Source organism: Brevibacillus fulvus (assembly GCF_016908525.1).
Taxonomy (GTDB): domain Bacteria; phylum Bacillota; class Bacilli; order Brevibacillales; family Brevibacillaceae; genus Brevibacillus_G; species Brevibacillus_G fulvus.
This window is the reverse complement of the sequence record NZ_JAFBEB010000006.1, coordinates 32,667-55,335: the sequence shown is the minus strand read 5'-3', so window position 1 is coordinate 55,335 and position 22,669 is coordinate 32,667. Positions and strand designations below refer to the sequence as shown.

The window sequence follows — 22,669 nt, the reverse complement described above, 5'->3', positions numbered from 1 at the left end:
TCTGCCAGGCCCCAATCACTTCATTTGTGAAGTTGGTTGGGGTTTGCTGCTTTTTTTCTAGTATTCGATTGAGATTGCTTCGTTTATAATAGAGTTACCATTTTGAAAGGTTGGGAAACATGAAAAGAATTTGGCAAACAAGCATCGTTGGAACCATTTCCCTCTCTCTGTTGATCACTGCTCAACCGGCGTTTGCCAAAAACGAATCCGAGCGCAGCGCCAAAAAGGCGCAAATCGAAGCCGATCAAGAAATCTCGCTGCGGGCGAATCCTTTGCACAGTCGCGGGTCATCCTTTGATTTTTCCGAAGATTTGGTTCTTATCCAGTTTACCGGGCCAATTCAAGAGAAATGGAAAGAGGAATTGGCGGATGCGGGCATTGAGTTGGGGGATTATATTCCCGATTTCTCCTTTATCGCGAAAGTAACCGAGAAAGAACAGCAAAAATTACTGAAAAAACTCTCATACATAAAACGCGTGACCGCTTTCGAACCGGAGTACAAGCTTGCCCCGGAACTGCGCGAAGCGGTTGAGGACGGTAATCAGGTAGATGTGGCGGTGATCGGATTTGACAAAAAGTCCGACCTGCATGAAGTGTTGGAACGTTTGGATGAGGACGAATATTCCAAACTCGAGACGAAAACAGCGGGCCGGGCCATCACCGATGTACGCGTGAAAGGCAACAAACTGGATGAACTGCTGGATTCCGACGATGTCATTGCCGTTTTGCCAAAAGGAAAAATCAAGCTTCATAACGATCAAGCGGCAAAGATCATTCAATCCGACGAATTGGCCGACACCGGCTACGAAGGCAACGGGCAAGTGATCGGCGTGGCGGACACTGGTCTGGATACGGGCAATGTGCGAAATATGCATCCTGACTTGGCTGACCAGGTGAAAAAATTGTACGCATTAGGAAGACGCGGAGATGCCAGCGATCCAGTCGGACATGGAACGCATGTGGCCGGATCGCTGGTCGGCAACGGCAGCGCATCCAACGGAAAAATCACCGGGATGGCGCCGGAAGCGAAGCTTGTGTTTCAATCGATCATGGATGAGGAGGGCGCGATCGTTTTTGACAGTTTCTATGATTTGTTGGACGAAGCCTATGACGATGGAGCACGGATCCATTCCGATTCCTGGGGACTTGATCCGGTAGCTGATCCCGAGATCGCTGGTGTCTATGACGAGACGGCCTATGAAGCCGACCGCTTTCTGTGGGAACATAAAGATATGCTGCTGGTCGTGGCAGCGGGTAATGAAGGTGATGAGTATGGACTAGGTTCGGTCAGCAGTCCGGCAACGGCGAAAAATGCGATTGCCGTCGGCGCAACGGAAAATTTGCGGCCGAGCAAAGGAAGTTTGTCCGACGATGAAGATGAAATCGCCTATTTCAGCAGTAAGGGACCGACGGCGGACGGACGGTTTAAACCCGATCTGGTTGCTCCGGGTACATTCATCTTGTCGACGCGTTCCCGTTTGGCGCCTGACGATCAATTTTGGGACACTTACAATTCCGACTATGCCTACATGGGCGGCACAAGCATGGCGACACCGATCTTGGCCGGCGGGGCCGCGCAAGTCCGCGAGTATTTGCAGGAGGAAGGTATCAAAAAGCCGAGCGCGGCGCTGATCAAATCGATGCTGATCACGGGAGCCGATATTCTCGACGACGCCTATTTTGAAGAACAAGGATATGGCCGCGTCAATCTGGAAAAAGCGATCGGCGCCGATTTTGCCGACGAGACGAGCGGTTTGAAGACCGGGCAAAAACAAACCTATTCCATTGAGGTAACCGATACGAAACATCCGTTTTTGGCGACGTTGGTCTGGACGGATTATCCCGCTTCGCCTGCGGCCAGACGGGCATTGGTCAACGACCTGAATCTGAAGATCACCGCGCCATCCGGACAAGTCTACAACGGCAACGACTTCTTTGATGATGACACCGATGATGACGTCGATAACAAAAACAATGTGGAAGAGGTTTGGATCGACAATCCGGAAAAAGGGACCTATCAGGTAACGGTCGAAGCATACAATATTCCCATGGGGCCGCAGCCGTTTGCCTTGTCGACCAACGGAAAGTTAAAAGAACAGAAAACGAAAAAACTGACCAAAAAAGGAACGCTTTCCTCCAAATCGAAAAAATACGTGGATTATAACATTTCGGTGAAAACACCTGGAACAATCTCGCTGGTGGCAGATTGGGACGACGAAGATGCGGATGTGGACTTGTACCTCTACAACAGCAGCGGCAAAAAGCTGGTAAGCAGCACATCCAGCAAAAATTATCCGGAAACGCTGGACTATGCCGTCACAAAAGCGGGGACGTATAAGGTGCGCATTCGGCTCGATTCCAGCGGTTCCACCGATTATGTGCTGGAAATTCATTATCCGGCGAGTTCCTGAGCGGTCATTGACCAACTGCCCGGTACAGCATCGCTGTTTCCGGCTTTCCTGTCGCGGGCATCGGCTTTTTCCGTTTGCTGGAAGGAACCAATGATTAGGCAACGAAATAAACCAATATGACGCGCAACGCACCAGGAGAAAAACGGAGGTGCGTTGCGTTTGAAGGACATGTCAGGAAGGAGCGAAGATTGATGAAACCAAAGGTTGTTGTCTATCGGCCGGTACCGGCAGACTTGCTGCAAGAGTTGCAACAAACGTGTGAGGTGAAGTATTTTCCCAAATGGGAGGATCCCCGCGATCCACTGTTTGTTGCGGAATTGAAAACAGCGCACGGGCTGTTGGGTTCCGGATTGCCGATCAATCAGGAATTGCTCGAGCAAGCCCCGCTGTTAAAAATCGTTTCCAACATTTCGGTAGGCTACGACAACCTCGATCTCGCCGAACTGCGGCAAAGAAATATTTGGGCGACCAATACGCCCGGCGTGCTTGACGAGACGACGGCTGATGCGATTTTTGCCTTGGTATTGGCGGCAGCGAGAAGAATTCCGGAGCTGGATTCGTATATGAAAGCCGGCCACTGGCGGGAGATGATTGGAGAAGAGCTGTTTGGCGTAGATGTTCACCATAAAACGCTGGGGATTATCGGCATGGGCAACATTGGGAAAGCCATTGCCAAGCGTGCCCACTTCGGCTTTGACATGCCAATCTTGTATCATAACCGCTCGCGAAATCAGGAAGCGGAGCGGGATTTTCAGGCGGTTTACTGCGAGCTGGATGAACTGCTTGGCAAAGCCGATTTCGTCTGTCTGATGACCCCGCATACGCCGGAGACCGACAAATTGATGGGCGAACGCGAATTCGGGTTAATGAAAAAGACGGCGATCTTTATTAACGGCTCGCGCGGCAAGAACGTCGATGAACAGGCGTTGATCAAGGCGCTGCAAAATAACTGGATTCGCGGCGCCGGATTGGATGTCTATGAACAAGAACCGATCGATCCGACCCATCCGTTGTTGACGATGCCCAATGTCGTGACCGTTCCGCATATCGGTTCGGCGACACAGGAGACAAGATATCAAATGGCTCGACTGGCAGTTGACAATTTACTGAAAGGCATCAACGGGTTGACGCCCCCGAATCTTATCACCGCTTAAAACGAACAGGGGCGAACAAAGCGCAGGTGGCGGCCAACTTGTGGCCGTCACGTTCATTTTACGGGACCGGATTTTGCAGGGGAGCCGGGATCAGCGGGTAATCGGTCAGCGGCTTTCCTTCTTTATAGTAGAGGGAAGGACTGAGGATGACGAAAAAAATATGCGCATTCGGATAGCCGTGTTCCAGCAGCAACCGGTGCATGGCGGCGGCGATCGCGTCGTGTTTGCCTTGCTCCCGCTGAAACATATAGATTTCCAGCGAAACCGGGCTGTCGGTGATCCGTTCATAAGGGAGCAACTCCACTTTGACCACCTCTCGGCGAACTTCGGCGACCGCAGCAAACGTTTCGACCAGCTGTGGCGAAAGTGCGGTCAAAAATGAAGCAGGGACCCCTTTAAAGCGTAAAAATGGCATTGCAACCATTCCTTTCAGACTGTCTTGGGCAATTGGCGGAAATTGGCCAACAAAAGAAGAGTGCCAGAGAAGACACTCTTCATGATTCGTTGACAAATCCGGTGTGGCAAAGAAGATACCGGGCAGGCAAACGGGTTGCCCAACCCAACCGCGAACGACGCCGATCCGGGGATCGGCGCGGCGAGGAGAACAAAAAACGCTCTTTTCGAAGGCTAAGTTCAAGATTGAGCGGTGGCCGCTTCCAGCGCAACTTCAATCATTTCATTAAAGGTAGTTTGGCGCTCTTCAGCGGTTGTCTCCTCACCGGTAAGAATATGGTCGCTCACGGTCAGGATTGACAAGGCATTTCGTTTGAATTTGGCAGCCAGCGTATACAGGGCGGTCGTTTCCATTTCTACCGCCAGCACTTGATAAGCAGCCAGTTGTTTGTAGAGATCGAGGCTGTCCCGGTAGAAGGAATCGCTGGTAAACACATTTCCCACTTTCACCGACAGATTGCGTTGCACAGCAGCTTGATACGCTTTGTGCAGAAGCTCGAAGCTGGCGGTCGGAGCAAAATCAATTTGCTGAAAACGCAGCCGGTTTACTTGCGAATCGGTCGAAGAGGTCATCGCGATGATGACATCGCGCACTTTGATGTCTTCCTGGATCGCCCCGCATGTACCAACCCGGATCAAATTTTTCACACCATAGCTTTGCATCAGTTCCTGGGCATAAATGGAGATTGAGGGAACACCCATACCCGTTCCCTGAACAGAGACCCGTTTGCCTTTATAGGTTCCCGTGTACCCCAACATGCCGCGAACCTCGTTGTAACATACCGCTCCTTCCAGAAACGTTTCCGCAATATATTTCGCACGCAGGGGGTCCCCCGGCAAGAGGATTGTTTCCGCGATGTCGTTCGGTTTTGCGCCAATATGTACACTCACAATTATCCTGCTCCTTCTTTACACAGATCAATTCGTTACTCTGTTATGGTACTACAAATAAACGGCCAAGCAAAATAAATTTTGCCAGTTCCTGTTCATTTGGCTGCCACCTAATCAGTAATTCGCGGAGGTAAACTATAAGATAACAACAAAATTATAACAAAAAAGGATAGTTTTGTATTTGGGGGGTCTCGCTTTACTCCGTTGTAGAGGGGGATTTTCCGAGCGAAAGAAGAAGAACGTTGCGAAGGAAGAAGACCTCCGGCTGTTGAATAGCTGTGCAAACGCAAGGAAATAGTAAGCTTGAACAAACGGAAGGAGGAAGCAGATGGATATTGGACGCGCAAAAGAGATTGCCGCTTCACCGGTAATGGCGAATGTGCTTTACAATGGAGTTCCCGTCTATATTCAACGTGTCGATGAAGCGAATGAAACGGCGAGAATTTTTCCGCTGGATGAACCGCAAAAAGAGCAGGATGTCCCACTGTATACGTTGGAAGAACACTAAACGGCACCGACTGTTTGGTGTTTTTTTGTTGTGAGCCACACGAGGATTCCCTTGTGAGCAAAGGCTGCCAAAACGGCAGCCTTTGTCTTACAGAAAGATACGATTAGCGCGGGAAATACTCGCGCCAGCGCTGATCGACAAGCTTGGCGACATCGGGATGGCTCGTAACTTCGTCAGGATAAAACGGCTTCATGCGGGCATCGATAATCAGCGGACCCTCATAGCGAATTTTGTTGCGGACGATCGAAGCTTTGGCATACAGATCGTGAGCAGGATCAAAGCGGGTAAACACCGTCCATAAGAAACGGGTTTGATCGGAAGCGATCGTGGCATCATCGACCAGACAGATCAGCGGCCATTCCGCAAGCCGTTGCTGGGCACACTCCACCAGCCGTTCGGCAAGCGTCGGATCTTGTTCGTAGCTTGTCCCGGAAATGACCAGACAACCGGCGCAGAACGGTTCGATCTTGCCGAAGCCGGGAATCTCCCCGCCATGATAGGACCGGGGGAGTTCGCGAACCGGCTCGCCAATTCCCAACATGATGCCTTTGCTGCCATGGTTGAATTTTCGGCCCGTATAGTCCAGTGTGTCGTTGGAGGTGTCATTGACGATCAACAGGTCTCGCTCCGGTTGAAACCGGGCGAGAATCGTCTCCAGAAACGGGGCAAAATTGGCCAGCTCGCACGGAACATCGGTTACGAGCAGAAATTTGGTCAAGGTGAGCTGTCCTTCGCCCAATATACGGAAGGCATGAGCCATTGCTTCCTTATAGTAACTTTCCCGGACGACGGCGCCGGCCAAGGCATGAAACCCTGTTTCTGCGTACGTCCACAGTGATTTTACCCCTGGCATAACCACAGGGAACAGCGGCGAGAGCAGCCGCTGCAAATATTCGCCGATAAAATAGTCTTCCTGGCGAGGCTTGCCGACCACGGTAGCGGGATAGATCGCGTCCTTGCGGCGAAAAGCTTGCTTTACTTGAAAAACGGGAAAGTCATGCTGCAAGGAATAATAGCCAAAATGATCGCCAAACGGTCCCTCGGGGCGGCGCAAATGCGGCGGAACGAGACCGGTATAGACAAATTCGGCATCAGCCACGATTTTGTGCGGATGGTTGGGTACGTCAACGAGCGGTAATTTTTCCCCCATCAGCAAGGACGCAAACATGAGTTCCGGGACCATTTCCGGCAGAGGGGCGATCGCGGAAATAATCAGCGCCGGTGGACCGCCGATCGTCAGTGTCACGGGCAGAGCCTGGTTTTGTTTCTCCGCTTCATGATAATGAAACCCGCCGCCTTTATGAATTTGCCAGTGGATGCCTGTGGTGTTCCGATCGTAAATTTGAATGCGGTACATGCCCAGGTTATGCTCTTTGGTTTGCGGATGCTCGGTATAGACAAGCGGCAAAGTCACAAACGGACCGCCGTCGAGATGCCAGCTGGTCAAAGCGGGCAGCTCCGTCAAATCGACATCCTGCGTCGTCTGCTGCAATACCGGTGCTTGGCTGGGGGAAACCGTTTTGGTCCCGGCCCGCATCACTCCCAGCAGGGGATCACGGAGTTGCCAAAGGGCGGAAAGCTTCGGCGGCATCAGCTTGTCCAGTCCGCTGACCAACTCTTTGACGATCGTTTCCGGTCGGGGACCGACAGCCATATCAACCCGTTCGACCGTACCAAACAAGTTGGTGACGACTGGAAACGACTTTCCTTTTACATTGGTAAACAACAGCGCGGGACCTTGTTCGGCGATGACCCGGCGATGAATTTCCGCCAGTTCCAGATGCGGATCGACGGGCGCGCTGATTTCGAGCAGTTGTCCGGCCTGTCGCAATTGTTGGAGAAAGGAGCGGAGATTTGTATGCATTTGACCACCTCGTGTACGAATCTGTCAACTTAACTGTACACGATGCTGCTGGAATCTTCTAGCTTTTCCTCGAGAATCACAAAAACTTTGCCATTCCCATTTGAAATAGAAAAAATGCAGCTGATTCCGGGGTGCCTCCTCTCAAAGGCGGTGGTGGCCAAACGGTTAACAAGGAATCGGCTGCTTTGTTGTTTCATCACGTTGTCAGAAGCGAGCAGGTTAGTCGGCGCGTTGCTTTTTGTATTGGATGCGCGGAATATTGAACCGCGCGCGGTGCAGGGTTGCCTGGCCTTTCTGGAAATACAGGAAGGCGGTGGTGATCCACTTGGAGACTAAGGCTACAATGACATATACAACGAACAAATGGAAGTAGTTCGTCCCGTTCAGCAACTGAAACAACCCAACCACGACGAACACCGGCTTTAAAACAAAGGCAAAAAATACACAGACTCCGATGCTGTAAATATAGTAATTTTTTTGCTGGTTGACGGTCCATTGATACATCAGCATGAAGACAACGGGAACCAGCGAAGCATCCAGCGAAAAGCTGCCTGGCTGCGAAGGGATGATATGATACGGATAGGCCCATAACGATTGCGCCGCGCCCATGTTGTCCAGATAGGAAAACCAGATATGGATGTTCGTACCGAAAAAGCCAAAATGAAACGCTTTTTTGCGGTCAAGCAGCAAAAGCAGGACAAGCAGCGGGACGATCAGCATGGCCACGTAGGTCCAATATTGCCACGTTCCCATATGGGAATAGCGGAACCAGTAACTTAACCAGGTGTCAGTCAATCTTTCCTGCAGGGTGTGAATTTGGTTGAGCGCTTCTGTTTGACTCGCTGTCATCATGACGTGCCTCCTTTTTCTATCGATCCAAACCCCGGTGGTTCAGGCAAATGTCTCGCGAATGTTGCTAATTAGCATTCCCCGTTTTTCCATTTTCACTACTCGGTACTGGCGGCTTGTTCCTGAAGAAATCTTCTCTCGTTTCGCCCGCTTACGTGTATAATGGCAACAGAGGTGTTGTGATGAAAAATCGAACCTTTCGCTTTACCTTGCAGGCGAGAATGATTTTGTTGATAACCATACTGGCGATATTGATCGTTGGTCTGATCGGGTTGGTCTTTTATTCTTTAATTGCGCAAACGATTGAAGAGCAGGTAGGGAAACGGGCGTTGAATACGGCGCGGATCGTCGCCAATTTGCCCGAGGTGAGAGCGGCATTTGACAGCGCCAATCCTTCGGTTATCATTCAACCGCTGGCGGAGAATGTCCGGCGTCAGACAGGGGCGGAGTTCGTAGTTGTCGGGGACAAGCACGGCATTCGGCTGGCGCATCCGTTGGTCAGCCGCATCGGCAAGGAGATGGTCGGCGGCGATAGTGAAGATGCGCTGCAGCACGGTGCTTCTTATGTATCGAAGGCGGTAGGCAGCCTCGGGCCTTCGCTTCGCGGCAAGACGCCGGTCCTGAATGAACAGGGGGAAATCGTCGGGATCGTCTCGGTCGGTTTTTTGTTGGAAGATATCGATGAGATGGTTGCTGGCTACCGCACGAGAATCTTGTTGATTTTGATCGTCTCGCTCGTCATTGGAATCGTCGGGGCAATTTGGCTGAGCAGGTATTTCAAGCGAGCCATTCTTGGTTTGGAACCGGAAGAGATTACCGCCTTGTTTGTGGAACGGAACGCTTTGATCGAGTCGGTGCGGGAAGGGATCGTGGCGATCGACCGCCACGGAAATGTGACGATGGTCAATCAGGCCGCTACCGCGATCTTAAACCTGCCCCCGCGCGAGCAGGTGATCAAACAGCCGATTACCCACCTAATTCCCAACACCAAAATGCTGGAGGTGCTGAAAACGGGAGAACAGCAGCTTGACCGCGAATTCAACGCGTCCGGCAAAGAGATACTGGTCAACCGCGTGCCGATTCAGATCGAGCAAAACGTCATCGGCGTCGTCAGCAGTTTTCGTCCCAAATCGGATATTGAACAGCTGTCGGCAGAATTGTCGCAAGTAAAGCGGTATGCCGACGTCTTGCGCGCCCAGACCCATGAGTTCCACAATTTGCTGTATACTATTTCCGGCCTGTTACAACTGGGGTCGATTCAAGAAGCGATTGAACTGATCTCCAGCGAGACGAATGCGCAGCAGGAAATGGTGCTGTTTTTGGCTAAAAAAATATCTGATCCGCTGATCGGCGCCTTGCTGGTCGGGATGCAAAACCGGGCAAAAGAGCTGAAAATACAATTTGTGATCAATGAAGACAGCCAATTGCAACCGCTTCCGCCAGAGGTCAACCGGCAGCAACTGATTATTATTATGGCCAATTTGATCCAAAACGCGTTTGAAGCCGTACTTGACTCCCGGGTGAAGCAGAAATACGTGGAATGTTACGTCTCTTATGCAGGCAAGGAATTTTTATTCGAGGTGGATGACTCCGGTCCGGGTATCGATAAGCAGATTCAAGACAAAATTTTTGCCTACGGCTTTTCCACGAAACAGGGAGAAAATCGCGGGATCGGGTTGGCCAAAGTGAAAACGATGGTGGAGGAAATGAATGGGTATATACTGGTGAGTGACAGTGAACGGGGCGGCAGCTTGTTTACCATCTCGCTGCCGATGAGAAAGGAGCAGGCTTGATGAGTACAATCGATGTGCTTATTGTGGAAGATGATCGGCGCATTATTGAGATTAATCAAAAATTTATCGAAAAGCTGGAGGGCTTTTCCGTAATCGCTCTGGCAACCAACGGCGAGCAGGCGAAAGAGTTGCTGGCCTATACGAAGCCGCAGCTTGTGCTGCTTGACGTCTATTTGCCCGATATGCTGGGAATCGAACTGGTTTGGCATATCCGCCAGCATTACCGGGATATAGATATTATTATGATAACGGCCGCCCGGGAGATCGAGATGGTCTACGAGGCATTGCGCGGCGGGGTGTTTGATTACATTGTCAAGCCGCTCATTTTTGAATCATTTCAGGAACGGATGGAAAGTTACCGCAATCATTTAAAACGACGCGATCGCGGTTCGGGGATTGTTGACCAGGCGGAAATCGACCTGTTGCTTACCCGCGGCCAGCCGCAAAACAAGCCGAAAGAGACCGTCATGCCAAAAGGTATTGACAGCTTGACGCTGGAAAAAGTGATTCAGGCGGTCAGCCAGGCACGTGAAGCGGGAGTAACGGCGGAAGAGGTAGGCAAGTTGATCGGCACAAGCAGGACGACAGCGAGAAGATATTTGGAGTTTCTCGTCACCGAGGGGCGGATTCGCGCGGATTTGGTCTATGGTACCGTCGGCAGGCCGGAGCGAAAATATTTAGGGCAATTGTGAACTTTATGAACAAAATAGACAAAAAAGACAAAATGACATTTATGAACGAAAACTATGTTTGCCTCCCATTCAATGATATTTTAATTACACAAGCTGAAAACGCTTACAGAAAACAAAAATAAGGGGGAACAAACAATGGCTAAAAAAGGTATCCTTCTTGCCTTAACGACTCTGCTCGCTGTTGGCTTGACAGCCTGTGGCGGCGGCAACTCAGGGAGCGGCAGTACAGGCGGCCAAGCGGGGGGAGCAAGCGGCGGATCTTCTTACCCGGAAAAACCGATCGTCATGGTTGCACCATCGGGCGCAGGCGGAGGCTGGGATATGACCGCCCGCGCGATCAGCAAAGTATTGCTGGAAACGAAGCTCGTGGACAAAACGATTACCGTGGAAAATCAACCGGGTGGCGGCGGAACGGTCTTCATGGCAGATTATGTGAATAATTATAAAGGCGATCCGTATCGGCTGTTTGTCAGTTCACCGCCGATCTTGATCAACAATTTGAAAAAAGAGGGCAATACGCCATATGGCTACAAGGATGTGACTCCGCTGGCCCAGCTCACGAAGGATTTCGGAGCCGTTGCGGTGAAAGCGGATTCACCATACAAAGACATGAAAAGCTTGCTGGATGATCTGAAAGCAGATCCTTCAAAGTTGACGCTGGCTGGCGGATCGGCACCGGGTTCGATGGACCATTTGGTGGGAATTCTACCCGCTGCCAAATACGGCATCGATCCGAAAGCGATCAAATACGTCTCCTACGACGGTGGCGGTGAAGCGTTGGCAGCCTTGCTGGGCGGAAATGCCGATTTCATCGGGACGGATGCCTCCAGTTTGACTGAGTACCTGAAAGCCGGAAAAATCCGCATTTTGGGGATTGCTGCCGATGAGCGTCTTGGCGGTGACTTGAAAGATGTCCCAACATTCAAAGAACAAGGAATTGACGCAACCTTCAATATTTGGCGCGGAGCGTTTGGTCCTCCTGACATGCCGGAAGATGCCAAAAAATATTGGGATGAAAAATTGAAAGCGTTGTCTGAAAACGAGGCATGGAACAAGGAATTGGCTGCGAATGGCTGGATCAGTGAGTATCGGGATGCCGCCAGCTTCCAAACATTCCTTGACGAGCAAAATACACTGATTACGGACTTGCTGACGTCATTGGGCATGCAAAAATAAGGAAAAAGGGGAGGTTGTCTCCCCTCTTTCTCCATTTTCGTCCAATGGATGGTCACATACTGATTTCGGGGAGGGGAGCAAATGAACAAAACTTTTGATCGCTACGCAAGCGTGTTTTTCGCCTTAGTCGGTGCTTTTTTTGTCAACGGCAGCCGACAAATCGCAACAAGTGCATACGGAAGTGAAGTTGGTCCCAATATTTTTCCGCTCTTCCTAGGCATTATTTTAATTCTTTTAAGTATTCGGCTGTTTTATGAAACGTTCTCCTACAAGCAGACGCAACAGGAGAAAACGGCGGTAAATATAAAAGGCTTTGTCATCATGCTCGTGGCGACGTTCCTGTATGCCATTCTGCTGGAGCCGATCGGGTATGTGATCAGCACGTTTCTCTTCCTTACGCTCGGATTTAAGGTGATGGGCAACAAGAGCTGGTGGAAAACATTGTTGATTGCGCTTGCCTTTTCCGTGATCGTCTATGTCGTTTATGTGAAAATCCTAGAAGGAACATTGCCGGGACTGCCATCCTGGCTTGGATAAGGGGGGATTGTGATGTCAGTGATGCAATATTTGGCCGACGGGTTCTCGGTGGCGCTGCAATGGCAAAATATTTTGTTTGCGTTTGTCGGTGTGGTCATCGGAACGGCAGTAGGCGTTTTGCCGGGGATTGGGCCGATGAGCGGCGTAGCGCTGTTGCTTCCCGTGACCGCTTCCATGACGGGAGGATTGCCACCGGAACAGGCGGCTGCCAGTTCGTTGATCTTGCTGGCCGGGGTATATTATGGGGCAATGTACGGCGGTTCGACCACGTCCATCCTGATTAATACCCCTGGTGAGTCCTCGTCTGTGGTCACGACACTGGACGGATACCAGATGGCGAAAAAAGGAAAGGCCGGCTCCGCTTTGGCGATTTCGGCGATCGGCTCGTTTGTGGCTGGAGTCGTCGCTTTGATTGGATTGGTATTTTTGGCTGGCCCGCTGTCGGAAGCGGCGATCAAATTCGGCCCGGCCGAATACTTTTCCTTAATGATCCTGGGCTTGTGTGCAGTCAGCGGTCTTGGCGGAAAATCGATGACCAAAGCGCTGATCATGACCGTCTTGGGACTGCTGTTGGCAACGATCGGGATCGATACGGTCTCCGGAGTGAGCCGGTTTACCTACGATATTCCGGAACTGTACCAGGGACTGGAATTTTTAACGATTGCTGTCGGGCTGTTTGCCTTGGGCGAAGTTTTCAAAACGATTATTGAAAAAGATGATCAACCGGATGAAATTATCAAAGTGGGCCGCGTGCTTCCAACGAAGGAAGATTTGAAACAAAGTGCCGGACCGATTGCCCGCGGTTCTATTCTCGGCTTTTTCATCGGCGTTCTGCCTGGCGCTGGTGCGACGCTGGCTTCTTTCTTCTCCTATATCCTGGAGAAAAAGATCAGCAAAAACCCGGAGAAATTCGGAACAGGAGCGATCGAAGGCGTTGCCGCACCGGAATCGGCAAACAACGGCGCTTCCGGAGGCGCGATGATTCCTTTGCTGACATTGGGGATTCCCGGCTCCGGCACAACCGCGATTTTGATGGGCGCACTGATGATGTACAACGTGCAGCCGGGACCGCTGCTTTTCTCCGATCACCCGCAAATCGCCTGGGGGTTGATCGCCAGCATGTTTATAGGAAACTTGATGTTGCTGATTTTGAACATGCCATTGGTGAAAGTTTTCGCGAAAATTATTGAAACCCCGAGCAAATATTTGCTGCCGATGATTATCGCCATCTCGATTTTTGGCGTGTATGCGGTGCAAATCAACACTTTTGACCTGATTTTGCTGACCTGTTGCGGGGTGGCCGGGTACTTCTTTGTCAAAAATGATTTTCCGTTGGCGCCTTTGGTGTTGGGCCTGATTTTGGGACCGATGATCGAAAACAACATGCGCCGGGCGTTGACCACGTCCAATGGCGACTTTATGATTTTCCTGCAAAAACCGCTGTCGCTGATTTTCTTGATTATCGCATTGCTCTGGCTGGTTATCCCGATTTTGATGAAAAAACGCGGCAAAAAAGTCGTGATCAACGTGGAAGGATAAACCAACGGGAGGGATTGACAAGTTTCTGCCCCTCTCCTAAGATGGGGGGAAAACTGCAATCGGATGGAGAGGGGAGAAGCAAGATGTTGTCAATCGAACCGGTCACTTTGACCGGAGAACAGGTCCGTCTGGAACCGTTGGCCATTGCCCATGCCGACCAGCTGTTTGAGGCCGGCAACTTTGAACAAATTTGGACGTATATGTCTATCGAGATCAGCCGGCCGGAAGATGTGCATTCCTTCATCGCCGCCGCTATGGAAGGGCAAAAAGCCGGAACGGATCTGCCGTTTGCGATCATCGATCGGCGGACGGACAAGGCGATCGGCAGCACCCGTCTGTTGAATATCTCCAGAAAAGACAGACATGTTGAAATTGGCTTTACCTGGATAACGCCGGCATACTGGAAAACAGCCGTCAATACGGAATGCAAATGGTTGCTGTTGCGACATTGCTTTGAACAACTGGGCTGTGTCCGGGTGCAGATCAAGACCGATGCGCGCAATCTCAATTCACAACGCGCCATCGAACGGTTGGGTGCGGTTCGCGAAGGATTGTTGCGCAATGAACGGATTGTCCGCAACGGCTATGTGCGCGACGCGGTTTATTACAGTATCATTGACCGGGAATGGCCGGAAGTCAAACAAAGGTTGCAGGCGTACTTGCAACGAGCATAGCGAAAAAGCAAGGTTGCCGCAGAGAATAGCGGCAACCTTTTTTTGTGTTTGAATCTTTGGATGTTATTTGGGCTGTAAGCGATTACAATAAAAGGGAATAACGAAAACTTGTGTGGGGGAGGAAACGGAAATGACGCGATTGCACGCGATCAAACCGGTGAAAAAAGCGCGAATTGGCTTATATAGCATCGGGTTGCAAGCATATTGGGGACAGTTTCCGGGTTTAAAGGAACGCTTGATCGACTATGGGAAATTTTTGGAACAGTCCATGATGATGTGGGGAGAGGTGTTCCATTACGGACTGGTCGACACGGAAGCGGAAGGCAGACGGGCCGGAGAGTGGTTTGCCCGCCAAAACGTCGATCTGATCTTTTGCCATTCCGCCACATATGCAACCAGTTCTGTCGTATTGCCGATCCATCAGCACTGTCTTGCTCCCGTCGTTATTTTGAACCTGCAGCCGACAGCGCGGATCAACTACGATCAGACGACGACAGGAGAATGGTTGGCCCACTGCGGCGCCTGCCCGGTTCCGGAGATTGCCAACGCGTTTAACCGGGCAAATCTGCCGTTTCGCGTGGTCAATGGCTTGTTAGGATTGCAGCAAACCCCTGCCGTTTCGCTGACCGACGAACGAACGAGCCACCGTAAGGAAGCGATTCGCGCCTGGCAGCAAATCGCGGAATGGATACAGGCGGCAACCGTGCGCCGGACGCTACGCAGCAGCCGGTTTGGTTATCTCGGCAACACATACGGCGGCATGCTTGATCTATACAGCGACTTTACGATGCTGCAAGCTCAGCTGGGCATCCATGTCGAGCTGCTGGAAATGTGTGATCTTGCCCGTTTTTGCGGCGAAGTGACGCCGCGGCAAGTGCAAGCCAAACGCGAGGAAATTTTCGAAACGTTCGAAATCAGCGGCACTTCCACCGCTGATCCGATCGCCCGTATGCCGAGCGATGAGCAGCTGGAGTGGTCCTGCAAGGTAGCGGCCGCCCAGGAAATATTAGTCAGAGAGTATGATCTGGATGCGCTCAGTTACTATTACCACGGCGCGCCTGGCAGTGAATATGAAAAATTGCAGGCCGGATTTATCGTTGGTCATTCGCTGTTGACGGCGCGAGGAATCCCTTGCGCGGGCGAAGGCGATTTGAAAACGGCGGTGGCGATGAAAATTTGCGATATTTTGGGCAAGGGGGGAAGTTTTGCGGAGATCGTGGTGGTGGATTATGACGATCAAACGATATTGCTCGGACATGACGGTCCCTTCCATTTGGCGATCGCGGAAGGAAAACCGGTATTAAGAGGAATGGGTCTGTATCATGGCAAGCAAGGAGCGGGTGTCTCTGTCGAGGCAAAAGTGCGCACCGGACCGGTCACGACCTTGAATCTGACGCAGACAGGAGACGGCAAATTAAAACTGATCAGCGGGGAAGGGACCGCAACTGACGGACCGATAATGAAAATCGGAAATACGCAAACCCCTGTATTTTTCGGGAAACATCCGGACGACTATCTGGAAATGTGGTTTCGCGAGGCACCGACCCATCATTGTGCCATGTCGATCGGGCACAACGCCGGCCTATTTGACAAAGTGGCTGATCTTTTGGCGTGTAGCCATACAATTTTGAAGTAAAGTTAAACAAAATAAAACAAAAACAAATACAGAAAAAACAAAAACAATCTCTTTTATTTTTGGGGAAAGGTGCTATAATCAGAAATATACAAAAATAACCAATGGAACAAAGGAGGTCTCAATGGTAACAAGCTTATGGGATCATTCCACAGCCTCCCAATTGGCGCCCGGTCTGGAGGAACTGGTGTACCGTTCCAATCTGCTTGGTGCTGACCGGCGTGTTTGCAACTGGGGTGGCGGGAACACGTCGATGAAAACGATCACCCGTGATTTCCGCGGTCGCGAAGTCCAGGTCATGTGGGTGAAGGGCAGCGGTTCCGATTTGGCGACGATGAAAATATCCCAATTTACCGGGCTCAAGCTGGAAGATGTGACACCCTTGCTGGAACGTGCCGAGATGTCGGATGAAGAGATGGTTGCGTACTTGTCGCATTGTATGCTCGACAGCAAGCAACCACGACCTTCGATCGAAACTTTGCTGCACGCCTTTCTGCCTTTCCGCCATGTCGACCATACGCATCCGGATGCGATCATCAGCATTTGTTGCGCCGACAATGGTCAGAATATTGCGGAAGAAATATACGGCAAGCGGTTTGTCTGGGTTCCCTACATTCGTCCGGGATTTCAGCTGTCGAAAATGATTGCGGAAGCCGTGCAAAACAATCCGGAGGCGGAGCTGGTCTTGATGGAAAAGCACGGATTGGTGACGTGGGGAGAAACTTCTGAAGAATGCTACCGCAACACTGTGCGCATCATCCAGGAGGCGGAGCGTTATATTCAGGCACGTACCCAAGAACGTTCGCTGTTTGGCGGGACCAAGCACAATCCGGTTGCTCCGGAAGAACGCAAGCGTATTTTGGCGGAGCTGCTGCCGCTGGTTCGTGGTGCCGTCGGGCAATCCAAACCGATGATTGTCACCAGTGATGACAGTCCGGAAATTTTACGGTTTGTCAACAGTCACGCTGCCGCCGAATTATCCCAAATTGGCGCTGCCTGTCCGGATCATCTCGTTCATACCAAGCGGGTTCCCTTGTTTGTTGACTGGCAGCCTGCCGCAGAAGACAGGGAAATGTTGAAGCAGAAGCTCCTTGCCGGCATTGCCGATTATGCCGAACAGTACCGTCAATATTTTGCTCGCAACAAACAGGAAGGCGACAGCATGGCGGAAGCCGCGCCGCGCGTCATCTTGATCCCCGGCATCGGGATGATCAACACGGGAAAAAGCTGGCAGATGGCAAAGGTCAGCGAACAGTTGTATCATCGCGCCGTTGCCGTGATGGCCGGATCGACCGTGCTTGGAAATTTTGTCTCTCTCAACGAGCAGGAATCTTACCTGGTGGAATATTGGCCGCTGGAACTTTACAAGCTATCGCTCGCGCCGGCAGAAGCGGAGTTTTCCCGCAAAGTTGCGCTGGTGACAGGGGGAGCCGGCGGGATTGGCAGCGAGACGTGCCGAAGGTTTGCTGCTGAGGGGGCGCATCTGGTTATCGCCGATCTCAATCAGGAAGGGGCAGAAAAGCTGGCCGCAGAGATCAATGAGCAATTTGGCGAAGGCCGCGCGATCGCGGTAAAGGTCGATGTAACTGACGAAAGCGGCGTTCAGGCCGCGTTCACCCAGGCCGCGCTCACCTACGGCGGAGTTGACATTGTCGTCAACAATGCTGGTTTGGCCACCTCCAGTCCGTTTGCGGATACCACCTTGCAAGAATGGCAGCTGAACCTCGATGTGCTGGGGACCGGTTATTTCCTCGTCGCCCGCGAAGCGTTCAAGCAAATGAAAGCGCAAGGAACCGGAGGCGCGCTGGTTTTTGTCGGCTCGAAAAATTCCATCTATGCCGGCCGAAATTCAGCAGCGTACAGTGCGGCTAAAGCGCTTGAAGTACATTTGGCCCGCTGCATCGCGGTAGACGGGGGTGCCGACGGGATTCGCGTCAATGCGGTATTGCCCGATGCGGTGCTGCAAGGTTCAGCGATCTGGAATTCAAATTGGCGAAATGAACGGGCGGCCGCTTACGGAATCGAGCCGGATCAACTGGAAGAGTATTACCGGCAGCGGACCACGTTGCAGGTCAATGTCTTGCCGCGCGATATTGCGGAAGGAATCTTGTTCTTTGCCTCTTCCAAAGCTGCCAAAACAACCGGATGCATGCTGACGATTGACGGGGGCGTCCCGGCGGCTTTTCCGAGATGATCTTGGAAACAGACTGAATTTGCTGAGTTGTCAGCAACCGGCAGGGAATCGAGGAAAGGAGATGAGGGAATGACCGATCGGGCTTACGCGTTATTTGAGGAACAGCAGCGGGCGAGAGGGATCGATGTGGAGTTGGTCAAACAAAGATTGAAATCGTTTACAATCGAGACACCCTCATGGGGATACGGCGATTCCGGGACCCGTTTTAAAACTTTTCAAAAAGTCGGTGTCCCGCGAAATCCGTTCGAGAAGCTGGAGGACGCGGCAGAAGTGCATCGGCTGACAGGAGTCTGTCCGTCAGTCGCCATCCATATTCCGTGGGATAAAGTCGACGACTACGAACAATTGAAGCGGCATGCCGAGCAGCTCGGTTTGCGCATCGGTGCGGTCAATCCGAATCTGTTCCAGGAAGATGAATATATGTTGGGCAGCGTTTGCAATGCGGACCCGGCGATTCGGCGAAAAGCGGTTGACCATTTGCTGGAATGTGTAACGATTGCCCGGCAAACCGGCTCCCGCGAGTTAAGCCTGTGGATTGCTGATGGCACCAACTATCCCGGTCAGGCCGATTTCCGCAAGCGCAAAGGCTGGTTATTGGAATCGTTGGCAGAAGTCTACCGGGCGATGCCGGCTGAGATGCGGATGCTGATCGAATACAAGTTTTTTGAACCTGCTTTTTACCATACCGACCTTGCCGACTGGGGTATGGCCTTCAACCTGGCGCAAAAGCTCGGCCCGCAGGCGCAAGTTCTCGTTGATACCGGACATCATCCGCCGGGAACGAACGTCGAACATCTCGTTGCCTACCTGATCGACGAGCAAAAATTGGGCGGGTTCCATTTTAACAGCCGCAAATATGCCGACGATGATTTAATCGTTGGTGCAATCAACCCGTACGAATTGTTTCTCATCTTTTTTCAAATCATTAGCGCATCCGCCGATCAAAATCCACAAGTCCGGACCACCGTGGAGAAGATCGCGTATATGATTGACCAGTCGCACAATATTGAGCCGAAAATACCGGCAATGATTCGCTCGGTGCTGAATATCCAGACGCAATACGCCAAAGCGTTGCTGATCAATTTGGAAGAAGTGCGCGCGGCTCAGGATGCCCAAGATGTTCTGGCGGCCGAAGACGCCGTAAGAAAAGCGTTTGAGATGGACGTAGGTCCGCTTTTGACGGTGATCCGCGAAGAAATGGGATTGCCGCACGATCCGATGAAAGCGTTTGCGGAAAGCGCCTATGCCAGCAAAATTCTCGCTCGCGGCAAAGGTGGTGCAAGCTGGTGAGCAGCGTACTCGCCTTCGATTTCGGCGCCAGCAGCGGCAAAGCGTATCGGGGAAAATTGCTGGACGGCCGTCTGCATATAGAAGAAGTGCACCGCTTTGCCAATCAGCCGGTTCGAGTCAATGGCCATCTCTATTGGGACATTCTGCAGCTGTTTCAACAGATCAAATGGGGACTGCTGAAAACGAAGCAAGAGGGCGAATACCCCGCGGCTATCGGGATTGATTCATGGGCTGTCGATTTTGGCTTGCTGGACGAAACGGGCGAACTGCTGGGCAACCCGTATCACTATCGCGATCGGCGGACAGACGGCGTGATGCAGGAAGTTTTTGCGCAAATACCACGGACGGAAATTTTTCACCGAACCGGGATTCAGTTTTTGCCATTTAATACGCTTTACCAGCTGTACGCTTTGCGCAAAACCAACCCGGGTCAATTGGAAAAAGCAACCGATCTGTTGATGATCCCCGCTTTGTTCCGCTATTTTTTGACCGGGGAGAAACATAATGAGTTCAGCAACGCCACCACTACCCAGTTCTACAATCCGCAGATCGGCGGATGGGATACCGAATTGTTGCGCCGGCTGCAATTGCCGGAGAAGCTGATGGGGCCGATCCTGCCGCCAGGAAGCCGGGCGGGCGTGCTGCAGCAGGAGATTTGCCGTGAACTCGGGGTTCCATCTATCCCGGTTATTGCGGTGGCGGAACACGATACGGGTTCGGCGGTAGCGGCCATTCCGACAGATCAGGAGGATTTTGTCTATCTCAGTTGCGGTACATGGTCATTAATGGGCACGGAACAAAGGCAGGCGTTGATTAATCAGCAGGTGCTTGCCGCCAACTTCACCAATGAAGGCGGGGCGGGGCAAACGTTTCGCTTGTTGAAAAACATCATGGGACTGTGGATTTTGCAGGAGTGCATCCGCGCATGGGAAACCGAAGGGAGCAACACCAGCTACGAACAGTTGCTGGACCGGGCGGCGGCGGCAGACGCTTTTGCCTGCTTCATCGATCCCGATCATCCTTCTTTTCTTCATCCTGAACAGATGCCAGCGCAAATTATGCAATATTGTCTGGAGACCGGGCAGCAACCGCCGGCAAACACAGGTGCAACGGTTCGTTGCGTGCTGGAAAGCCTTGCGTTAAAATACCGGTATATCTTGGAACGTACGGAACAGTTGACAGGAAAGCGGTACAACGGTCTGCATATCGTTGGGGGCGGCATTCATAACAAACTGCTCTGCCAATTTACGGCCAATGCGATTGGACGGCCCGTCTGGGCGGGACCGGTGGAAGCGAGTGCGATCGGCAATATTTTGTTGCAGATGATTGCGCTTGGACAAATCGCCGATCTGGCCAGTGGCAGAAACATGGTGAAAGCTTCTTTCCCGGTGACGGTTTACCAGCCGGCAGAGCAGCGCGATTGGGAGAATGCGTACCAGCGTTTCCTGGACATAACCGGATTACTACGAAGTGAGGAAAGAGGATGACCATGCTTGTAGCAGAACGCCTGGAAAAAATCGTTCGTCTGGTAAACGAAAAAGGAAGCTTGCGGGTTTCCGAGTTGAGCGAAATATGCAAAGTGACGGAAGAAACGATTCGCCGCGACCTCGATAAACTGGAACAAGCGGGACGGTTGCTGCGCAGCCACGGCGGAGCGGTCAGCATCCGTGAGCAACAGCCGGAAACGCCCTATTTTGAACGGGAAATCGCGTATGCGGAAGAGAAACGCAAGATCGCGCAGCAAGCGATTCAATACATTGAACCTCACGACCGGATCATTCTCGATGCCAGCACGACCGCCTGGTACATGGCTTCGATTATGCCAGACATGCCGATCACCGTCCTGACCAATTCGTTGAAAGTGGCAATGGAGCTTAGCAGCAAGGAAAAGATCGAAGTGATTTGCACCGGCGGAATTTTGGCACCCCGTTCACTCTCCTTTGTCGGGCCGCGAGCGGAAAAGTTTCTCGATGCGTATTACGTTGACAAGGCGTTTCTATCCTGCAAAGGGTTGCATTTGGAAAGAGGCATCAGCGAGTCCAACGAACTGCAGGCACTGGTGAAGAAGAAAATGCTTGGCATTTCCGAAAAAGTGTATTTGCTTGCCGATCACAGCAAATTTGGCATTCAGGCTTTCACCGTCGTGGCCGGATTGAAGCAGGTCCACGAAATCATTACCGATAGTCTGGTAGACCAAGCCTTCATTGCACAACTGAAAGAAAAGTCGGTGTCCGTTACGATCACCTCTTAAAAAACAGTGATTGAAGGTGGCTTATGTTGAATGTGTCGCTGTTTATTACCTGTTTAAGCGATGCCGTTCATCCCGGTGTCGGGAAAGCGATCGCCCGTTTGTTGGCGCGTCATGGCATTGCGGTTGATTTTCCGGCAATTCAGACGTGCTGCGGCCAGCCCGCGTTCAACAGCGGGTATTGGGAAGAAGCGAGAGCGGCTGCGCAAACTCTGCTGGCTGCCTTTGACGAAAGCGATTTCGTCATCTCGCCTTCCGGTTCCTGCACAGGGATGATCCATCACTATTTCCCCAAGCTGTTCGCCGATGATCCCGTGCAACTGAAAAAAGCGCGCTCATTGGCGGAAAAGACGTTTGAATTTAGCCAATTTTTTGTCAATGTGTTGGGGCTTGAACGGCTTGGCGCCCGGTTTCCTCATAAAGTAACGTACCATCCTTCTTGTCACGGCAGCCGGATCTTGGGGGTAAAAAACGAACCGTTGACACTGTTGCAAAATGTGGAAGGGCTGGAGCTGGTTCCACTGCCTTATGCGGAGGATTGCTGCGGCTTTGGCGGAACGTTCGCCGTAAAAATGAGCGAGATTTCCGGAGCGATGGTCGAAGAAAAAGTCGACCATGTGCTGGAGTCGGAAGCAGAGGTGCTGGTCGGGCTTGATTTGGGCTGTTTGCTGAATATCGCTGGCCATCTTCGCTATCGGGGGAAAAACTTGCGTGTCATGCATCTTGCCGAATTGCTGGAGGAAGGGGTGCGAGGCCAGTGAGC

19 protein-coding genes are annotated in these 22,669 nt (G+C 51.7%); 15 read left to right on the top strand and 4 right to left on the bottom strand.

Annotated features, from left to right (window positions below; translation table 11 throughout):
• Window positions 1-119: 119 nt before the first annotated feature.
• Window positions 120-2,411, top strand: a complete 2,292-nt coding sequence (locus tag JOD01_RS10140; RefSeq protein WP_239565370.1) for a S8 family serine peptidase — start codon at window positions 120-122, stop codon at window positions 2,409-2,411.
• Between the two features lie 191 nt (window positions 2,412-2,602).
• On the top strand, window positions 2,603-3,565 hold the full coding sequence (locus tag JOD01_RS10135; RefSeq protein ID WP_204518207.1) for a 2-hydroxyacid dehydrogenase: 963 nt from the start codon (window positions 2,603-2,605) through the stop codon (window positions 3,563-3,565).
• A 58-nt stretch (window positions 3,566-3,623) separates the two neighbouring features.
• On the opposite strand, the gene JOD01_RS10130 is transcribed toward JOD01_RS10135, so the two are convergent.
• Window positions 3,624-3,980 carry a DUF1904 family protein gene (locus tag JOD01_RS10130; protein WP_204518206.1) on the bottom strand — a complete coding sequence of 119 codons (357 nt, stop codon included), beginning with the start codon at window positions 3,978-3,980 and terminating at the stop codon, window positions 3,624-3,626.
• 218 nt (window positions 3,981-4,198) lie between these two features.
• The gene (gene deoD / locus JOD01_RS10125) at window positions 4,199-4,909 is read right to left on the bottom strand and encodes a purine-nucleoside phosphorylase (RefSeq protein ID WP_204518205.1); all 711 of its coding nucleotides are present in this window, start codon (window positions 4,907-4,909) and stop codon (window positions 4,199-4,201) included.
• A gap of 328 nt (window positions 4,910-5,237) precedes the next feature.
• Between deoD and JOD01_RS10120 the strand changes: the two genes are divergently transcribed.
• Window positions 5,238-5,417: a small acid-soluble spore protein H gene (locus tag JOD01_RS10120; protein ID WP_204518204.1), complete on the top strand. Its 180-nt coding sequence runs from the start codon at window positions 5,238-5,240 to the stop codon at window positions 5,415-5,417.
• A 103-nt stretch (window positions 5,418-5,520) separates the two neighbouring features.
• Here JOD01_RS10120 and JOD01_RS10115 read toward each other — a convergent pair whose 3' ends face one another.
• Complete coding sequence (locus JOD01_RS10115) at window positions 5,521-7,281, bottom strand: UbiD family decarboxylase (protein ID WP_204518203.1); 1,761 nt, start codon at window positions 7,279-7,281, stop codon at window positions 5,521-5,523.
• 219 nt (window positions 7,282-7,500) lie between these two features.
• Complete coding sequence (locus tag JOD01_RS10110; RefSeq protein WP_204518202.1) at window positions 7,501-8,133, bottom strand: CBO0543 family protein; 633 nt, start codon at window positions 8,131-8,133, stop codon at window positions 7,501-7,503.
• Window positions 8,134-8,312: 179 nt separating this feature from the next.
• On the opposite strand from JOD01_RS10110, the gene JOD01_RS10105 reads away from it, so the two are divergent.
• From JOD01_RS10105 to JOD01_RS10050, 12 genes are all read left to right on the top strand, one after another.
• Window positions 8,313-9,923, top strand: a complete 1,611-nt coding sequence (locus JOD01_RS10105) for an ATP-binding protein (protein ID WP_204518201.1) — start codon at window positions 8,313-8,315, stop codon at window positions 9,921-9,923.
• Entirely contained in the window at window positions 9,923-10,615 is a 693-nt protein-coding gene (locus JOD01_RS10100; protein ID WP_204518200.1) for a response regulator, read from the top strand. The genes JOD01_RS10105 and JOD01_RS10100 overlap by 1 nt, the downstream gene beginning before the upstream one ends.
• A 135-nt stretch (window positions 10,616-10,750) precedes the next feature.
• Window positions 10,751-11,791 (top strand): tripartite tricarboxylate transporter substrate binding protein, encoded by a 1,041-nt coding sequence (locus tag JOD01_RS10095; protein WP_204518199.1) that lies wholly within the window; start codon window positions 10,751-10,753, stop codon window positions 11,789-11,791.
• Window positions 11,792-11,872: 81 nt separating this feature from the next.
• The gene (locus JOD01_RS10090) at window positions 11,873-12,328 is read left to right on the top strand and encodes a tripartite tricarboxylate transporter TctB family protein (RefSeq protein ID WP_204518198.1); all 456 of its coding nucleotides are present in this window, start codon (window positions 11,873-11,875) and stop codon (window positions 12,326-12,328) included.
• Between the two features lie 12 nt (window positions 12,329-12,340).
• The gene (locus tag JOD01_RS10085) at window positions 12,341-13,867 is read left to right on the top strand and encodes a tripartite tricarboxylate transporter permease (protein ID WP_204518197.1); all 1,527 of its coding nucleotides are present in this window, start codon (window positions 12,341-12,343) and stop codon (window positions 13,865-13,867) included.
• Between the two features lie 83 nt (window positions 13,868-13,950).
• The gene (locus tag JOD01_RS10080) at window positions 13,951-14,541 is read left to right on the top strand and encodes a GNAT family N-acetyltransferase (protein ID WP_204518196.1); all 591 of its coding nucleotides are present in this window, start codon (window positions 13,951-13,953) and stop codon (window positions 14,539-14,541) included.
• Window positions 14,542-14,671: 130 nt separating this feature from the next.
• Window positions 14,672-16,177, top strand: coding sequence for an L-fucose/L-arabinose isomerase family protein (locus JOD01_RS19690; protein WP_239565369.1), 1,506 nt, complete (start codon window positions 14,672-14,674; stop codon window positions 16,175-16,177).
• A 121-nt stretch (window positions 16,178-16,298) separates the two neighbouring features.
• Window positions 16,299-18,368, top strand: a complete 2,070-nt coding sequence (locus tag JOD01_RS10070) for a bifunctional aldolase/short-chain dehydrogenase (RefSeq protein WP_204518195.1) — start codon at window positions 16,299-16,301, stop codon at window positions 18,366-18,368.
• A gap of 69 nt (window positions 18,369-18,437) precedes the next feature.
• Window positions 18,438-19,658 (top strand): L-rhamnose isomerase, encoded by a 1,221-nt coding sequence (gene rhaI, locus JOD01_RS10065; RefSeq protein ID WP_204518194.1) that lies wholly within the window; start codon window positions 18,438-18,440, stop codon window positions 19,656-19,658.
• On the top strand, window positions 19,655-21,145 hold the full coding sequence (locus JOD01_RS10060) for an FGGY-family carbohydrate kinase (RefSeq protein ID WP_204518193.1): 1,491 nt from the start codon (window positions 19,655-19,657) through the stop codon (window positions 21,143-21,145). Before rhaI ends, JOD01_RS10060 begins: the two co-directional genes overlap by 4 nt.
• 2 nt (window positions 21,146-21,147) lie before the next feature.
• A complete protein-coding gene (locus tag JOD01_RS10055; RefSeq protein WP_204518401.1) occupies window positions 21,148-21,909 on the top strand; it encodes a DeoR/GlpR family DNA-binding transcription regulator in 762 nt (253 codons plus the stop codon).
• A 26-nt stretch (window positions 21,910-21,935) separates the two neighbouring features.
• Complete coding sequence (locus JOD01_RS10050; RefSeq protein WP_204518192.1) at window positions 21,936-22,667, top strand: (Fe-S)-binding protein; 732 nt, start codon at window positions 21,936-21,938, stop codon at window positions 22,665-22,667.
• Window positions 22,668-22,669: the final 2 nt, after the last annotated feature.

Coding starts and splice junctions, on each gene's coding strand:
- JOD01_RS10140 (WP_239565370.1), top strand. CDS start 120: ATGAAAAGAATTTGGCAAACAAGCATCGTTGGAACCATTTCCCTCTCT.
- rhaI (WP_204518194.1), top strand. CDS start 18,438: ATGACCGATCGGGCTTACGCGTTATTTGAGGAACAGCAGCGGGCGAGA.
- JOD01_RS10105 (WP_204518201.1), top strand. CDS start 8,313: ATGAAAAATCGAACCTTTCGCTTTACCTTGCAGGCGAGAATGATTTTG.
- JOD01_RS10090 (WP_204518198.1), top strand. CDS start 11,873: ATGAACAAAACTTTTGATCGCTACGCAAGCGTGTTTTTCGCCTTAGTC.
- JOD01_RS10100 (WP_204518200.1), top strand. CDS start 9,923: ATGAGTACAATCGATGTGCTTATTGTGGAAGATGATCGGCGCATTATT.
- JOD01_RS10135 (WP_204518207.1), top strand. CDS start 2,603: ATGAAACCAAAGGTTGTTGTCTATCGGCCGGTACCGGCAGACTTGCTG.
- JOD01_RS10080 (WP_204518196.1), top strand. CDS start 13,951: ATGTTGTCAATCGAACCGGTCACTTTGACCGGAGAACAGGTCCGTCTG.
- JOD01_RS19690 (WP_239565369.1), top strand. CDS start 14,672: ATGACGCGATTGCACGCGATCAAACCGGTGAAAAAAGCGCGAATTGGC.
- JOD01_RS10095 (WP_204518199.1), top strand. CDS start 10,751: ATGGCTAAAAAAGGTATCCTTCTTGCCTTAACGACTCTGCTCGCTGTT.
- JOD01_RS10085 (WP_204518197.1), top strand. CDS start 12,341: ATGTCAGTGATGCAATATTTGGCCGACGGGTTCTCGGTGGCGCTGCAA.
- JOD01_RS10130 (WP_204518206.1), bottom strand. CDS start 3,980: ATGCCATTTTTACGCTTTAAAGGGGTCCCTGCTTCATTTTTGACCGCA.
- JOD01_RS10115 (WP_204518203.1), bottom strand. CDS start 7,281: ATGCATACAAATCTCCGCTCCTTTCTCCAACAATTGCGACAGGCCGGA.
- JOD01_RS10070 (WP_204518195.1), top strand. CDS start 16,299: ATGGTAACAAGCTTATGGGATCATTCCACAGCCTCCCAATTGGCGCCC.
- JOD01_RS10110 (WP_204518202.1), bottom strand. CDS start 8,133: ATGATGACAGCGAGTCAAACAGAAGCGCTCAACCAAATTCACACCCTG.
- JOD01_RS10120 (WP_204518204.1), top strand. CDS start 5,238: ATGGATATTGGACGCGCAAAAGAGATTGCCGCTTCACCGGTAATGGCG.
- JOD01_RS10055 (WP_204518401.1), top strand. CDS start 21,148: ATGCTTGTAGCAGAACGCCTGGAAAAAATCGTTCGTCTGGTAAACGAA.